Source organism: Paraplanobispora siamensis (assembly GCF_016863175.1).
GTDB lineage: Bacteria > Actinomycetota > Actinomycetes > Streptosporangiales > Streptosporangiaceae > Planobispora > Planobispora siamensis.
The window spans coordinates 163,352-178,207 of the sequence record NZ_BOOJ01000047.1; the positions used below are offsets into that span (position 1 = coordinate 163,352).

Genomic DNA, 14,856 nt, shown 5'->3' on the forward strand with positions numbered 1-14,856 from the left:
ACGGCCGGTGGTCACGGGAGAAATCGCCCGGCCGTTCGCCTTCATCAGGATGCGTCGGAGAGAAGGAATGGACTTTTCGCAAAATGCGGGGATATCCGGAATCGCAGCTGGGCCGGTGCGGTACGGCACGCGAAGAGAAACCCGGCGCGGCCCCGGTTCACGAGGCGGCGATCCCGGATATCGGACCCGCCCGCCGTACGGTCAGATGGAGGCCTGGTCGCCGAACTCCAGCACCAGCGGCAGGTCGGCCCGCTGGCTGATGTTGAGCTTGCGGTAGGTGCGGGTCAGGTGCTGCTCGACGGTGCTGATCGTGATGTACAGCTTGGACGCGATCTCGCGGTTGGTGTAACCGGCCGCGGCCAGGATCGCGACCCGGCGCTCGGCGTCGCTCAGCACGCCGATCAGCTCGCCGGACAGCTCGCCTGACAGCGGGGAGGAGGCCGTCCCCGCGCCGTCCCCCCGGGCCAGCGCGCCGATCATCGGCTCGGCCCGGCACTCCTTGGCCACCGCCTGGGCCCGGCCGGCGATCGTCCGGGCGCGGCGGTACTCGCCGAGGGAGTCGTAGGCCTCGACGAGGTCGAGCAGCGCCCGGGCCAGCTCGTACTTGTCCCCGGCCATCTGCAGGTACTCGGTGGCCTGGCGCAGCAGCGCCGGGCGGCGCGCCGGTTCGGAGGTGGCGGCCAGCAGGCGCAGGGCGATGCCCCTGCCCCGGCGGGCGTCGGAACCGCACAGCTCCAGGTGCGCCTGGACCAGCTGCCGGGCCTCCTCCGTCTCCCCCATCCGCAGGCACGCCTCGCCCGCGTCGGCCCGCCAGGGGATCAGCCCCGGCGTGTCGAGGTTCCATGCGACCATCAGCTCGCCGCAGCGCTGGAAGTCGCGCAGCGCCAGCGCCGCGTACTCGGTCGCCAGGCTGTAGCGGCCCCGCGCGTGCAGGTAGTGCAGGCCGTACCGGGTCTGGAACATGGCCTCGGGGACCGGCCGGTCGAGGTGCTCGCGCACCGCGTCGTACTTGCCCATCGCCGTCAGCGCGAGGATCAGGCTGCTCAGCGGCCCGCCGATGGCCACTCCCCAGCTGCTCATCGGGATGCTGTCGAGCGCCAGGCGCGCGTGGTGCTCGGCGACGGGCATGTCGCCCTGGCGGATCGCGATCTCGGCGCGGATGGCCGCCAGCCGGGCCTGCCGGCTCGGCGCCTGCCGGGAGGAGGCCTCGACGGCGAACAGGTCGCACCAGGGGGCGGCCCGGTCGCAGCGCCCGGCATAGGTGAGCGCCAGCAGCGCGTTCTCCACGGTGTCCAGCGTCATCTCGTCGAGGCGGGAGTCCTCCAGGATCCGCTCGACGGTGTTCATGCTCCCCTCGCGCGGCCCGCGCGTCAGCACCTCGGCCAGGGCCAGCGTCGACTCCAGGCGCTGGCTGACGGCCACCGAGACCATGTTCGCCAGCCCCCACTCCCCCGTCGTGCGCCGCAGGTGGTTGAGGAAGGGCGGGTAGGTGGCCCGCAGCCACAGCCGGGCCACGACGAGCTCGGCGGTCGTCTCCTGGTCGACGGCCTCGGCCGCCCCGTCGAGCTGCTCCAGCACGTCGCGCGCGTCGTCGAAGCGGCCGTGCCACAGCAGGGCCCGCGCCAGCACGACGGCGTCGCCGCCGCGCAGGCTCCCCCGGTTCATCGCCTCGGCGAGCTCGGACAGGTGCCCCTCGGGAGCGGCCGGGTTGATGCGCCACTCGGCCCGCACCAGCATCGTCATGATCTTCGAGCGGTGGGCCTCGTCCGCGCACTCGGTCCAGGCGCGGCGCAGGTAGGCCACCGCCGACTCCACGTGCCCGTCGCGCAGGGCGTTCCTGGCGGCCTCCTCCAGGACCGGGACGACCCAGGGCGCCTCGATCGTGTCGGCGTTGAGGAGGTGCTCGGCGATCACCGAGGGCGTCAGGCCCCTGGCGTAGACCAGCTCGGCCGCGCGGCGGTGCAGTTCCCTGCGCTCCTGGACGTCCATCCCGGCCAGCACGATCTCCCTGACCGCCTCGTGGCGGTAGCGGCCTCCCGCCAGCAGCCCGGCGGCGCCGAGGGAGAGCAGCTCCCCGCTGATGTCGATCATGGGCAGGTCCAGCAGCCGGTCCAGGCCCTCCGACTCCCCGAGGATCGCCAGGCCGCGCGCCACCAGCGTGGTCCTGGAGCGGCCGCGCTGCAGGCACGACAGCACGGCCTGGCCGAACTGCTCGCCGACGACGACGTCGGCGGGCTGCTCGCTCGCGGCGCGGACGAAGTCCTCGTGGTCGTCGGCCAGGGCGCCGGCCAGCAGGGGGTTGCCGCCGCTGAGCGCGTACCACCTGTCGGCGAGGCGCTCGGTGACCTTGACGCCCGCCTTGGCGGCCACCAGCGCCGCCACGCCGGTGCGCGACAGCGGCGTCAGCCGGATGCGGCGGCAGTGGGGCTGGCGCAGCAGGTCGGTCTGGAAGTAGGCGTCGGTGTAGCGTCCCCGGTCGGCGTGGCCGAACACGAGCATGATCCGCGCGTTCCTGACCCGCCGGGCCAGGTACACCAGGCACAGCAGCGAGGCGCGGTCGGCGTGGTGCACGTCGTCGACGACGATCACCAGGGGATAGCGCTCCGCCAGGTCCAGCAGCACGCTGCACAGCGCGTGCACGACCTGGGCGTCGATCTGGTGCTCGGTCTCCCCGTCCGTCGCCGACACGGTGCGCGCGCCCTCCTCCAGCAGTGCCAGCGCCCGCTCGCGCACCGTGGTCACCAGCGGCGCGTCCTGGATCAGCTGGCGCATCACGCCCAGCGGCAGGTCGCGCTCCACGCGCGATCCCGTCGCCGTGACGGCCAGGGCGCCCAGCTCGATGGCCTGCTCGGCGATCGAGCGCAGCAGGGTGCTCTTGCCGACGGCGACCGCACCACCGACCAGGGCGATCCTTCCCCGCCCCATGACCGCGTTGGCCAGGAGCTCCTCCAGGGAGGTCAGTTCCTCTTTGCGCTCGATCAGACCCATGGCCATCTCCCGTCAGGTGACCGCCTGTCTCTCGGGGCCGCTGCGGCCTCGTTCACCGGCAACGCTAGGGGTGGCGGGCATCGCTTCCCTATCGCCCGGCTATTACCCGGCGCGGCCGGCCGGCCGGGTGGCCGGAGCGGCCCGCGTGGCGCCGTTCCCTCTCGGGCAGCGGCGGCAGAGCGGCGGGCGCGGCCGGGCGCCGCAGTCCCGCCCTGGCGACGGCGGCGTCGACGGCCGCCAGGGCCGCGCTCACCACGTCGCGCTCGATCCCGGCCCCCCAGAACGTCCGGCCGTCCAGGCCGCACTGGGCGTAGACGGCCACTTCCTCGCGCTCCCGGCCGGCCGGGCCCAGGTGGTGGACCACGCGGACGCGGAAGCCCCGTTCGGCCAGGGCCGAGCGCACGGCTCTGACGGTGTCCGTCCGGCGGGGGCCGAGGCCGAAGCCCTCTCCGTCGATGTGCAGGGCCGTGACCGTCCCGGCGGTCTCGGGGAGCGGCCCGGCCGGGGTGACGGCTGGGGTGACGGCGTACTCGCGCAGGAAGGCGTCCCTGATCCGGTCGGGTGCGATCTCCCCGCCCTCGGCGTCGGCCAGCGCCTGCACGTGGCGGGCGAACTCGATCTGCAGCGCCCGGGGCAGGTTGAGGCCGTACCGCGCGCTCATCAGATAGGCGAGGCCGCCCTTGCCCGACTGGCTGCTGATCCGCACGATGGCCTCGTAGGTGCGCCCCACGTCCTGGGGGTCCAGCGGCAGGTACGGCATGCGCCACGGCATCCGGGACGGGTCGGCCCCGGTCCGCGCGGCCTCCCGCTCCACGGCGTCGAACCCCTTCTTGATCGCGTCCTGGTGCGAGCCGGAGAAGGCGGTGTAGACGAGGTCGCCGCCGTAGGGATGGCGGGGATGGACCGGGATGCCGTTGCAGTGCTCGACCGTGCGGCGGACGTGGTCGAGGTCGGAGAAGTCGATGCCGGGGTCGATGCCCTGGGTGTACAGGTTCAGCCCCAGGGTCACCAGGCAGACGTTGCCCGCCCGCTCGCCGTTGCCGAACAGGCAGCCCTCGATCCGCTCGGCCCCCGCCAGCAGCGCCAGCTCCGCCGTGGCGACCCCGGTGCCCCGGTCGTTGTGCGGGTGCACCGACAGGCAGACGTGCTCGCGGCGTGACAGGTTGCGGTTCAGCCACTCGATCCGGTCGGCGAAGACGTTGGGGGTGGAGCGCTCGACCGTCGTGGGGAAGTTCAGGATGATCGGGCGGTCCGGGCCGGGCCGCCAGACGTCCATGACCGCCTCGCAGACCTCCAGCGCGAAGTCCGGCTCGGTGTCGGCGAAGTGCTCGGGAGAGTACTGGAAGCCGAGGTCGCACGTGCCGAGCAGGCGCTCGGCGTACTTCATCATCACCTGGGTGCCGTGGACGGCCATGTCCTTGCACTCGTCGCGGGTCATCCCGAACACCATCCGCCGGAACTGCGGGGAGGTGGCGTTGTAGAGGTGGACGGTGGCGCGCGGCGCGCCGCGCAGGCTCTCCACGGTCCGCTCGATCAGCTCGTCGCGGGCCTGGACCAGCACCGAGACTCGCACGTCGTCGGGGATGCGGTCCTGCTCGATGATCATCCGGACGAAGTCGTGGTCGTCGCGGCTGGCCGCGGGGAACCCGACCTCGATCTCCTTGTAGCCCATGGCCACCAGGAGGTCGAACATCACCAGCTTGCGCTCCGGGCTCATCGGCGCGGCCAGGGCCTGGTTGCCGTCGCGCAGGTCGGTCGAGAGCCAGCGCGGGGCGGCCGTGACAGTGGCGGCCGGCCACGTGCGGTCATCTAGCGGGACCTGGGGGAACGCGGCGTAACGGCTGGTGTTCATGGTCGGGTCCTTTACTGCTCACGCGAAGACGCTCAACCGAGCGAACCGAAATAGACTGAGTACGAGTACGTCGAAAGCAGCACCTGAATCTGGTAGGCCTCGGCGCCGTCCTGGATGCGGAACATGACGACTATCTCGGGATAGGCGGCGATGAGCCCGAGACCGGCGAAGTAACGGTCGCTCTCGAACGTCATCCTGTACAGGCCGCGGTCGAACGCGTGCCCGCGCCATTCCCGTACCCGCCCCTCGGGGTCGGTCTCCGCCTTGGCCTCGGTAAGCCACTGGCCGCTGCCGGCATGCTCGATGCGCACATGGACGCCTGCGGCCGGGCGACCGTACACACCGTCCAACGCCTGTACAGCAATACCCATCTCACCGTCACCTGTCCAAAGGAGCCTGTCTGAGGGAGTCGTCTCCACCGAGTCCGCCCGCCGCACCCCGCGACGTGCCCGCGTTCCCCCGGATGCGCCGGCTCCATGCCTTGACCGTCCGGGCGGCCTCACCAAGATGCCTGGCCGCCCGGACTCCCCGCCAGGGTCGCGCGCGCCGCTATCGCCGCGCCTTCCGTCCGCTATCGCCGGGTCCTGTCCGCGCGATAGCGAGGGATGGCGGGTGACGGCGGCGGCCTCCCGCCGCCGCCGCCGGAGCCTGCCCACGTTACGGAAAAATGCCCATTTATGCCTTGGGAAGCCTCGTTATCGATCGCCTGACCTGCACCGATGCCTGCCCGGAAGCAAGCCGATATGGAGCGGATGGCGGCCGTTGCCAGCGTGATTGCCGATCGCCCCCAGCGGCCGGCGTACCGATGCGCCGCCGCGACGAACACGGAGGTAGGCAATGAGCGCCAGCGCCAACAAGAACGTCGCGCGCCTCGTCATCTCGATCGTCTCGGCCGTGATCCTCAGCGGTCTCGCCGGCGCGGGCGTCGCCGTCGCGCAGGTCGCGGACCCCCACACGTCCCTTCGGCACGGCGGCGAGACGGAGCTCCACAACGTGCCCACCCCCACGCCGTCCCCGACCCAGAAGAACGGCGACCCCACTCCCTGGGGCTGACGGACCGGCCCTTCCGGACCGCCCCTCCCGGACCGGCCGTCCAGGCGCCACGGCGCTCATGCTCCACCGGCCTCCGTGTGAACCCGCCCGCCGGGATCACACGGGGGCCGTCCCATGGCCGCTTAACGGTCGGGAAACACCGGGCGAAGGGTTCGGATAGACCCCATCCCAGATCGCCCAATAGTGACTGATCGTGACGACTAAAGCAAAAGTGAACCCGGTGTAGAAAACACCATCGCCTAGCCACAGGTCGGTCGGGACTGTACCATCCAAGGCAAAAGTGACGGACCTGTAAGAGCGACTATCATGTCAAGCGTGCAGATCTTGGGGTGGACCGCATTCGGCGTGTTGTGACCAGGTAGTGGCATCGCCAATCGCGGAAGATCAGCAAAGTGGTCTCGCGCCGGAATTCGCATCGTGCACCTCTTGGCAGCATAAATAGCGAGGATTCTCGCCGTAGGAGTGAGGCCTCTTCGAGGAGATGCGTGTGGAGTTTCGTATCCTGGGACCTCTTGAAGTCGCGGCCGACGGGCGCCTTCTCGACCTGGGAGGCTCCCGGCAGCGAACCGTCCTGGCCGTCCTGCTCCTGAGCGCCGACCGGCCCGTCACCATCGGGCGTCTCATGGAGGCGCTCTACGGCGACGACCCGCCCGCCACCTCGCGGGCGCAGGTGCAGATCTGCATCTCCACGTTGCGACGCCTGTTCAGCGCGAACGGCGATCCCGACATGATCGTGACCAGGTCGCAGGGCTACGCGCTGCGCACCGGCGAGAGCCGGATCGACGCCCGCCGCTTCGACGAGCTCGTGCTCAAGGCGCGCAGGAGCCGCGACGAGCGCAGCCTCGACGAGGCCGTCAAGTACTACCGCGAGGCGCTCGCGCTGTGGCGCGGCCCGGCGCTGGAGGGCATCGAGAGCCGGCTGGTCCAATCGGCCGCCAGCCAGCTCGACGAGCAGCGCATCACCGCCAACGAGGACTGCATCCAGCTGGAGCTGGACCTGGGCCGCCACCACGAGCTGGTGGGCGAGCTCAGCGGCCTGGTGGAGGAGCACCCCCTGCGCGAGCGGCTCATCGGCCAGCTCATGACCGCGCTGTACCGCTCGGGCCGTCAGGCGGAGTCCCTGCAGGTCTACCGGGACGCCCGGCGCATGATGATCGACGAGCTGGGCATCGAGCCCAACGAACGGCTGCAGCAGCTCGAGTCGGCGATCCTCACCGCGGACGAGCGCCTCGACCCGCCGAGCCCGCCGACCCAGGCCGAGACCGAGCCGCGGGTGCTCATGCCCGCCGTCCCGGGCATGCTCCCGGCCGGCATCGCCGACTTCATCGGCCGGCACGACCAGATCGAGGAGATCCGGCAGCGCCTGACGCTCGCCTCCGGCGGCGCGGCCCGCTTCGCCGTACCCATCGTCGCGATCTCCGGCCGGGCGGGGATCGGCAAGACGACCATCGCGGTCCACGCGGCGCACAGCGTCGCCGAGCGCTTCCCCGACGGCCAGCTCTACGCCGACCTGCACGGAGGCGGCACCCGGCCGGTGAGCCCGATGCAGGTGCTCGAACGCTTCCTGCGCGCGCTGGGAGTGCCCGGCACCTCCCTGCCCGACAGCATGGACGAACGGGCCGAGACCTACCGGATCCTCCTGGCCGAGCGCAGGATGCTCATCGTCCTGGACGACGCGACCACCGAGAGCCAGGTGCTGCCCCTGCTGCCCGGCAACCCCGCCTCCGCCGTCATCGTCACCAGCCGGAGCAGGCTGTCGGGACTGGCGGGAGCGATCCAAATCGATGTGGGCCTGTTCGACGCGGCCCAGTCCCTGGACCTGCTCTCCCACATCGCCGGGGCCGACCGGATGCAGGCCGAGCCCGAGGCGGCCGTCGCGCTCGCCGAGCTGTGCGGGCACCTGCCGCTGGCGCTGCGCATCGCGGGCGCGCGCCTGGCGGCCCGCCCGCACTGGAGCGTCGAGCAGCTGGTGGACCGGCTCAGGGACGGGGCCCGCAGGCTCGACGAGCTCAGGCACGGCGAGATGGGCATCAGGGCCAGCCTCTCCCTGACCTACGAGGGCATCAGCGAGCCGGCCCGTCACCTGTTCCGGCGGCTGGCGATCCTGGACTCGCGCGTCTTCTCGGCGTGGACCGGCGCGGCCCTGATGGACCAGCCGCTCGCCGACGCCCAGGACCTCCTGGACGTCCTGGCCGACGCCCAGCTCATCGAGGTGATCAGCACCGGGCGGCACATCAACACGCAGTACCGATTCCACGATCTCATCCGCGTGTTCGCACGCGAGCGGCTGGCGGCGGAGGAGCCGCCCGCCGAGCGCACCGCCACGCTCTCCCGCGTGCTCAGCGCGCTGCTCTCGCTGATCCAGGCGGCCCGCAGCCGCGAGTACGGCGCGTCGGTCGCCGACGGCGAGCCGAACTCCTTCCCCTCCCCCCTGCCCGCGGAACTCGTCGAACGGCTGGTCGCCGACCCCATCGTCTGGTTCGAGTCCGAGCGCCACGTCCTGCTGTCGGGCATCCGCCAGGCCGCGCAGGCGGGGTTCGTCGAGCTGTGCTGGAAGCTCGCCAAGCACGCCGAGGACTTCTTCGAGTCGCGGGTCTACCTGGACGACTGGCGGGAGACCCACAAGATCGCGCTGGAGGCCGCCCAGAACGGCGGCGACAAGCAGGGACAGGCCGAGATGCTGGGCGCACTGGGCGCGCTGTCCCTGACCGAGCAGCGCTTCGACGACGCGCGGCGCGAGTTCCAGGCCGCCCTCGCCCTCTTCCAGGAGGTCGGGGACGAGTTGAAGGTCGCCCTGGCCATCCGCAACATCGCCTTCCTCGAACGGCTGAGCGGCCAGTACGAGGCGGCGATGAGCCACCTGGAGGACGCCCTGCGGATCTTCTGTGCGATCGGCGACCAGATCGCCGCCGCGCACACGCTGCACAACCTCGCCCAGATCAGGGTCGACTGCGACGACATCGACGGCGCCAAGATGCTGCTGGCCGAGGCCCTGGTCCGCAGCAGGAGCGGCGGCAGCAGGCGGGTGAGCACCCAGGTCCTGCACCGGATGGGCGAGGCCCACCTCCAGGCCCGAGAGTTCGCCCTGGCGGCGGGCGCCTTCGAGGAGGCGCTGACGATCGTGCAGGAGACGGGCGACACCATCGGCGAGGCGTTCGCCCTGCACGGCCTGGGCGTCGCGCGGCTGCGCCAGGGCAGGCTGGAGGAGGCCGCCGCGCTGCTGGGCCAGGCCATGGCCGGCGCGCAGAGCTCCCGCCACCGGCTGGCGGAGGCCAACACGCTGGCCGGCATGGGCGAACTCGCCATCGCGGCCGGCAAGCCGGCCGAGGCCGCCGGCCCCCTGCACAAGGCCGCCACCCTGTTCCGCCAGATGAAGATCCCGCTGCGCGAGGCCGACACCCTCATCATGCTGAGCGAGGCCCTGCGGGCCATCGGCGACGAGGCGGCGACCTCGACGGCGCTGTCGAGGGTGCTGGAGCTCTCCGAGCAGATCGACCCGCGCGTGGGGGCGTCCCTGCGCGAGCGGCTGTCGACGTTCCACTACCACGGCCAGGATCGGCACCCGGTGTACGCCGCCATCATCGCGGACAGCTCCCTGCGCTCCGTGGGCGGCCGGACGGCGGGCCGGGGCTAGCCGGAGTGAGTCCTAAGGCTGAGAACGGTACGGCGATGCGTACCGGCCGATGGACCCACCCGTGGAGCGCGTCCCCAGCCGGCCGGGTGTTGCCCACCCGGCCTACGCCGTACGGCAGATGAGCCTGACCGCCACGCCGGCACAGAAGCGGTGAAGGGTGCTGAGGATCGATGTGGGACCGATCCTCAAACCGATCCGCCGATTGATCGAATCGGTCAACGCACCCTGAAAAGGCCGGCTCGATCTGGAGCTGCACGGCGGGCGCAGCCCCGCGGGAGGCGCCGCCCGTGCAACCCAGCGGATCCTGGCGCTGACCACGGTGATCTGGCGCAACCGCGCCACCGGCCGGCCTGTCACCCGCTCGCTGATCGCCTGCGAGCACTGACCGGACTTACTCGTCTAGCGCAGCGTGCGGAACAGCTTGTCCGCTTCGGGCTGTTTCCAGATGATCCTGTTGGGTTGGTCGGGGTCCGGTCGCCACGGCACCGTGAGGAACAGCGTCCGGCTTTCGCGCACGCTTTCGGCGACGGTGACCATCGTGCCCAGGTCCATGTCGCTCTTCACGCTCCTGGTGGCCGCGGAGAAGAAGGACCGGAGCCGGACCGGGTCGGTCAGCGCTCGCCTGGCCGTCTTCGGCATCGACTGCATCAGCGCCGTCTGGCGTGCGATCCGCTGGATGTCCGAGCCGTCGCCGTACCAGCGCAGCCGCGCGTAGGCGATCGCTTTCTCACCGTCGAGCACGACCCTGTCCGCGGGGAGCTTCAGCTTGGTCTTGGGGTCGTCCACGGGTGCGGGCAGCCTGACCTCGACGCCGCCGAGGGCGTCGACCACCTCCCTGAACGCCTGGAAGTCGAATTCCATCGCGTGGTCGATCCGTACGCCGGTCAGCGTCTCGACCGTCTTGGCGGTACAGGCGAGCCCGCCCGTGTCGAACGCCGATTTGATCAGGCCTGTCCGGGCCGGCGCCGTTCCGCAGGCGGGGATCCGGACGATCGAGTCGCGAGGCAGGTTCACGAACGTGATCCGCTCGCGGTCCTCCGGCAGGTGCGCCAGCAGGATGGTGTCGCTGTGCGCGCCTTTGCGGAAGCGGGGGCGCCGGCCTGGCTGTCGGTGCCGACGACGAGGATGTTCAGTGCGCCGGTCGGCTCGACCGACCCGCCCCCGTCCGGGGCAGTGCTCTCCCCGGCGTTCATCACGAGCACGGGCACGGGCACGGGCACGGTCACGGTCACGGCGACCACGGTGGCCGCGGCGGCCAGGCCCATGACCGGCCATCTCACCCACCGGCGGCGGGGCCCGGCGCTCCGGGTCCCGCCGCGGGATCCGGCGGCCGGGAGGCGGTCGCGCTGGCGGGCCAGCGACGCCGGAGGCCGGTGCTCGAGCTCGGCGCCGAGGTCGCGCAGCATCTCCAGGTCGTCCATCGTCACGCCTCCTCCTCGAGGATCGGGTTGGTGTCGCCCAGCGCCTCCCGTACCTTCCGCCTGCCCCTGTTGAGGCGGGAGCGTACGGTGCCGACCGGGATGCCGAGTGCCCGCGCGACTTCCTCGTAGGTCAGATCGCACCAGGCGATCAGCAGCAGCACGTCGCGGTCCCTGGCCCACAGCGCCGCGAGCGCGCTGACCAGCGCGGGCCGGACGGCCTGCGCGCTCACCCCGGCGGCCACCCGTCACGGTGCCGCACCGGATCGCCGCCCGCGTGAGGGGTGGACGCCGGGGCTCCGCCGGACCATCATCGTCGGCGTACGGGAGAGAGGGCGGCCATGCGGGACGGGCGCGGCGTGCTGGTGCTGATGGGCTCGGGCGAGACGAGCCCGACCATGGTCGAGATCCATCGCTCCGTCGTGCGCGGGCTGGGGGCCGCACCCCGGGCCGTGCTGCTCGACACGCCGTACGCCTTCCAGGAGAACGCCGCCGACATCTCCGCCCGCGCCCGCGGCTACTTCGCCCGGAGCGTCGGGCTGGAGGTCGAGGTGTCGGCCCGGCTGGAGGAGGCCGACTGGGTGTTCTCCGGGCCGGGCAGCCCGACCTTCGCCCTCGGCCGGTGGACCGGCTCGGGCGTCGCGGACGAGCTGCGGGCCCGGGTCCGGGCGCGGCGGGGGGCGACCGTGCTCGCCTCGGCCGCCGCCTGTACGGCGGGCCTCGCCACGGTGCCGGTCTACGAGATCTACAAGGTGGGCCAGGACCCGCACTGGCGGGAGGGCCTGGACCTGCTGGAACCGCTCGGCCTGCGCGCGGTGGTGATCCCGCACTTCGACAACGCCGAGGGCGGCACCCACGACACCCGCTACTGCTATCTCGGAGAGCGGCGGCTGTCGCTGATGGAGGACCTGCTGCCGCCGGACGCCTTCGTGCTAGGCATCGACGAGCACACCGCGGTGATCATCGACCTGGAGAACGGGGAGGTCACGGTGGCCGGTCGCGGGGCTCTCACCGTCCGGCGGCGCGGCTCTCAGGTGGTCCTGCCCGCGGGCGGCGGCACCGACCTGGCCGGGATCGGCCGCCTGGCCCGGGGCGGCGCCCCTGCCCGCGTCCTGCGGCAGGCGGGCCCGCCGGCGCCCCGCCAGGTCACCCTGGAGGAGACCGCCCGTGACCGCGAGCGGGACGTCCGCACCGCACTCACGCGGCACGACACCGCCGCCGCCGTCCGGGCCGTACTCGACCTGGAGGCCGAGATCGTCACCTGGTCGGCCGACACCGAGGAGGACGCCGGCGGCGTCGACGACGCCCGGCGGACCCTGCGCTCCCTGATCGCCGTGCTGGGAGGGCTCGCCGACACCGTGGACCCGCGCGACCGCCTGGCCCCGATGGTCGAGCCGCTGCTGGTGCTGCGCGGCGAGCTGCGGCGCTCGCACCGCTACGACCTGGCCGACGCGCTGCGCGCCGCGCTGTCCGCCGGCGGGGTGGTGGTGGAGGACACCCCCGACGGGCCGCGCTGGAGCGTCACCGGCGCCCGTCACCGGCCCGCCGGGACCGCCTGCGCCTGATGAGTCCCGAGGTCACCGGGTCCGCACCCACCGCCGGGCGGGCGGAGTCCGGACGACGCGGGTCCGTGTGCCCGGGAACGGTCCTTGTAAAGACATGAAGACATCCCCTTGAGAGGTGGACAGGACCGCAATCAGCGGGGATGCTCAGGGAGATCCCGTTCACCGGATGTTCATCTTCCGGACGCACGACTCCCGCCGGGGGGCGGGGTCTCGTCCCGAACCCTCACGAAGGGACTCGTCATGGTCTCCGTCGATCGCAGATCCTTCCTGGCCACGACCGGTGGCGTCCTCGCGGCCGGCGTGGCGCTGAGCACCCTGGAGGCGCACGCCGCCTGGGCGCAGCAGGGCCGTCCGCTCTCCCACCCCGGCGAGGTGGGCTACGGAGAGCTGCGCCGTACCAGGTCCCGCAACACCGGGGAGGAGCTCCTGGCCCTGCCCGCCGGGTTCTCCTACACCGTCATCGGCCGGACCGGGACCCCGATGGACGACGGCACGCTCACGCCGATCGCCCACGACGGCATGGGCGCCTTCCGCGGCACCCACCGGCACACCGCCCGGCTGATCCGCAACCACGAGGTCCGCACCCCGCCGGGATCGCCCGTCGGCCGGGTGCACGTGCCCGGCTCGGCCCGCTACGACGAGCTCGGCGTCGGGGGGACCACCACCCTGGAGGTGGACCTGCGCAGCGGCGAGGTGATCCGCCACTTCGTCAGCGTCAACGGCACGATCATCAACTGCGCCGGAGGCGTCATGCTCGGCGCCCGCGGCTGGCTGACCTGCGAGGAGACCACGGCGGGCCCCGCCCAGGGGTGGCAGCGCAAGCACGGCTACGTCTTCGAGGTGCCGCTGGAGGGGCCCGAACCCGGAAAGCCCGCGGCCTCGATGCCGATCACGGCGATGGGGCGCTTCTCGCACGAGGCCGTCGCCGTCGACCCCCGCACCGGTTACGTCTACGAGACCGAGGACGACTCCGGCAAGCCCGACGGCTTCTACCGCTACCGCCCCGACGACCCGCGCAACCTGGCCGCCGGCGGCGTGCTGGAGATGCTGAAGATCAAGGGCCGCGACGGCTACGACTGCCGCGAGGGACAGCGCATGGGCGCCCGGCTGCCGGTGGAGTGGGTGACGATCGACGACCCGGACCCCGACCTGGAGGGGGGCGCGCCGACCTGCACCCAGCAGGGCCTGGCCAAGGGCGGGGCGAAGTTCAACCGGCTGGAGGGCTGCTGGTGGGGCGACGGCAGCGTGTTCTTCAACTCCACCAGCGGCGGCGACGCCAAGAACGGCGACGCCCCGAACGCCGACGGGTTCGTCGAGGGCTACGGCCAGGTCTGGCGCTACATCCCGGGCCGTCACGACGGCGGGACACTGGTGCTGGTCTACGAGTCGCCCGGCCGCAAGGCCCTGGACTCCCCCGACAACCTGACCTTCACCCCGCGCGGCGGCATCGTCCTGTGCGAGGACGACTCCTCCGGCAGCGACGCCGACCCGCACCCGCTGGCCCCCGGGCTGACCAACGTCAACCGCCTGATCGGGCTGGACCCGCGCCGCGGCCAGCCGTTCGAGTTCGCGGTCAACATCAGTGACGACAGCGAGTTCGCCGGGGCGTGCTTCAGCCCCGACGGCTCGGTGCTGTTCGTCAACAACCTCGGCAGCACGGCCGCGACCGACCCGCCCGGCCGCACCTACGCCATCCGCGGCCCCTGGAAGCGCGGGCCCCTGTAGGCACGGGCCCCTGGCACGGATCGCGGCGAGCGGATCGCGCGGGACCCGGCGCTCCCGGCCCGCGCGACCGCTCCCGGGCGGTCACTCCCGGACGGTCACTCCCGCGCGACCGCTCCCGGGCGGTCACTTCCGGGTGACGAGGATCCCGTCGTCGTCGCTGAACAGCTCGGCGCCGGGGTGGAAGGTGACCCCGCCGAAGGTCACCGGCACCTCGCGCTCCCCTGCGCCGTCCTTGGCGCTCTTGCGCGGGTTGGAGCCCAGGGCCTTGACGCCGAGGTCGAGCTCCCCCAGGGCGGCGACGTCGCGGACGGCGCCGTTGATGACCACGCCCGCCCAGCCGTTGGCGACCGCGGCGCCCGCGATCACGTCGCCCATCAGCGCGGTGTGCACCGAGCCCCCGCCGTCGACGACCAGCACGCGCCCGTGGCCGGGCTCGGACAGGGCCTGCTTGACCAGGAGGTTGTCCTGGTGGCAGCGGACCGTGACGACGGTGCCGCGGAAGGCGCGGCGCCCGCCGTACTGGCGCAGCTGCAGGTCGCAGGAGTCGAGCTCGTCGCCGCGCTCGTCGTAGAGATCTGCCGTGATGACGTTCACGCCTGGCCTTCCGTGATGCCGCGAAGG

11 protein-coding genes and 1 pseudogene are annotated in these 14,856 nt (G+C 72.3%); 5 read left to right on the forward strand and 7 right to left on the reverse strand.

The genetic code is table 11. The annotated features are described in order from the left end of the window. Nucleotides 1-201: 201 nt before the first annotated feature. The 3 genes from Psi01_RS27585 to Psi01_RS27595 all read right to left on the reverse strand — a co-directional run bounded on the left by Psi01_RS27585 (nt 202) and on the right by Psi01_RS27595 (nt 5,211). Nucleotides 202-2,988 (reverse strand): helix-turn-helix transcriptional regulator, encoded by a 2,787-nt coding sequence (locus Psi01_RS27585; RefSeq protein WP_204067028.1) that lies wholly within the window; start codon nt 2,986-2,988, stop codon nt 202-204. An 88-nt stretch (nt 2,989-3,076) separates the two neighbouring features. Next, nucleotides 3,077-4,840: a 2-isopropylmalate synthase gene (gene leuA / locus Psi01_RS27590; RefSeq protein ID WP_204067029.1), complete on the reverse strand. Its 1,764-nt coding sequence runs from the start codon at nt 4,838-4,840 to the stop codon at nt 3,077-3,079. 32 nt (nt 4,841-4,872) lie between these two features. Further along, nucleotides 4,873-5,211, reverse strand: a complete 339-nt coding sequence (locus Psi01_RS27595) for a hydroxyisourate hydrolase (protein WP_204067030.1) — start codon at nt 5,209-5,211, stop codon at nt 4,873-4,875. 466 nt (nt 5,212-5,677) lie between these two features. Between Psi01_RS27595 and Psi01_RS27600 the strand changes: the two genes are divergently transcribed. From Psi01_RS27600 to Psi01_RS44730, 3 genes and pseudogenes are all read left to right on the forward strand, one after another. Further along, nucleotides 5,678-5,893, forward strand: coding sequence for a hypothetical protein (locus tag Psi01_RS27600; protein WP_204067031.1), 216 nt, complete (start codon nt 5,678-5,680; stop codon nt 5,891-5,893). A 487-nt stretch (nt 5,894-6,380) separates the two neighbouring features. Continuing rightward, a complete protein-coding gene (locus Psi01_RS27605; RefSeq protein ID WP_204067032.1) occupies nt 6,381-9,527 on the forward strand; it encodes an AfsR/SARP family transcriptional regulator in 3,147 nt (1,048 codons plus the stop codon). A 181-nt stretch (nt 9,528-9,708) separates the two neighbouring features. Beyond that, nucleotides 9,709-9,912 (forward strand): annotated as a pseudogene (locus tag Psi01_RS44730) (IS982 family transposase); the annotation flags it as partial. 14 nt (nt 9,913-9,926) lie between these two features. Here the strand turns inward: Psi01_RS44730 and Psi01_RS27610 are convergent. From Psi01_RS27610 to Psi01_RS27615, 3 genes are read right to left on the reverse strand one after another with little or no spacing between them, the layout of a single operon-like run. Further along, nucleotides 9,927-10,586, reverse strand: coding sequence for an LCP family protein (locus Psi01_RS27610; protein ID WP_507763456.1), 660 nt, complete (start codon nt 10,584-10,586; stop codon nt 9,927-9,929). Further along, entirely contained in the window at nt 10,538-10,954 is a 417-nt protein-coding gene (locus Psi01_RS43545; RefSeq protein WP_239128064.1) for a hypothetical protein, read from the reverse strand. Before Psi01_RS43545 ends, Psi01_RS27610 begins: the two co-directional genes overlap by 49 nt. Continuing rightward, on the reverse strand, nt 10,951-11,178 hold the full coding sequence (locus Psi01_RS27615; RefSeq protein ID WP_307819276.1) for an RNA polymerase sigma factor: 228 nt from the start codon (nt 11,176-11,178) through the stop codon (nt 10,951-10,953). The genes Psi01_RS43545 and Psi01_RS27615 overlap by 4 nt, the downstream gene beginning before the upstream one ends. Before the next feature lie 108 nt (nt 11,179-11,286). Here Psi01_RS27615 and Psi01_RS27620 point away from each other — a divergent pair, with 108 nt between their 5' ends. Next, nucleotides 11,287-12,510, forward strand: coding sequence for a hypothetical protein (locus Psi01_RS27620; RefSeq protein ID WP_204067034.1), 1,224 nt, complete (start codon nt 11,287-11,289; stop codon nt 12,508-12,510). A gap of 240 nt (nt 12,511-12,750) precedes the next feature. Then, nucleotides 12,751-14,235 carry a PhoX family protein gene (locus tag Psi01_RS27625; RefSeq protein WP_204067035.1) on the forward strand — a complete coding sequence of 495 codons (1,485 nt, stop codon included), beginning with the start codon at nt 12,751-12,753 and terminating at the stop codon, nt 14,233-14,235. Nucleotides 14,236-14,358: 123 nt separating this feature from the next. On the opposite strand, the gene rraA is transcribed toward Psi01_RS27625, so the two are convergent. Then, nucleotides 14,359-14,829: a ribonuclease E activity regulator RraA gene (gene rraA / locus Psi01_RS27630; protein WP_239128065.1), complete on the reverse strand. Its 471-nt coding sequence runs from the start codon at nt 14,827-14,829 to the stop codon at nt 14,359-14,361. Nucleotides 14,830-14,856 lie beyond the last annotated feature (27 nt).

Coding starts and splice junctions, on each gene's coding strand:
- Psi01_RS27625 (WP_204067035.1), top strand. CDS start 12,751: ATGGTCTCCGTCGATCGCAGATCCTTCCTGGCCACGACCGGTGGCGTC.
- Psi01_RS27585 (WP_204067028.1), bottom strand. CDS start 2,988: ATGGGTCTGATCGAGCGCAAAGAGGAACTGACCTCCCTGGAGGAGCTC.
- Psi01_RS27600 (WP_204067031.1), top strand. CDS start 5,678: ATGAGCGCCAGCGCCAACAAGAACGTCGCGCGCCTCGTCATCTCGATC.
- leuA (WP_204067029.1), bottom strand. CDS start 4,840: ATGAACACCAGCCGTTACGCCGCGTTCCCCCAGGTCCCGCTAGATGAC.
- Psi01_RS27595 (WP_204067030.1), bottom strand. CDS start 5,211: ATGGGTATTGCTGTACAGGCGTTGGACGGTGTGTACGGTCGCCCGGCC.
- Psi01_RS27620 (WP_204067034.1), top strand. CDS start 11,287: ATGCGGGACGGGCGCGGCGTGCTGGTGCTGATGGGCTCGGGCGAGACG.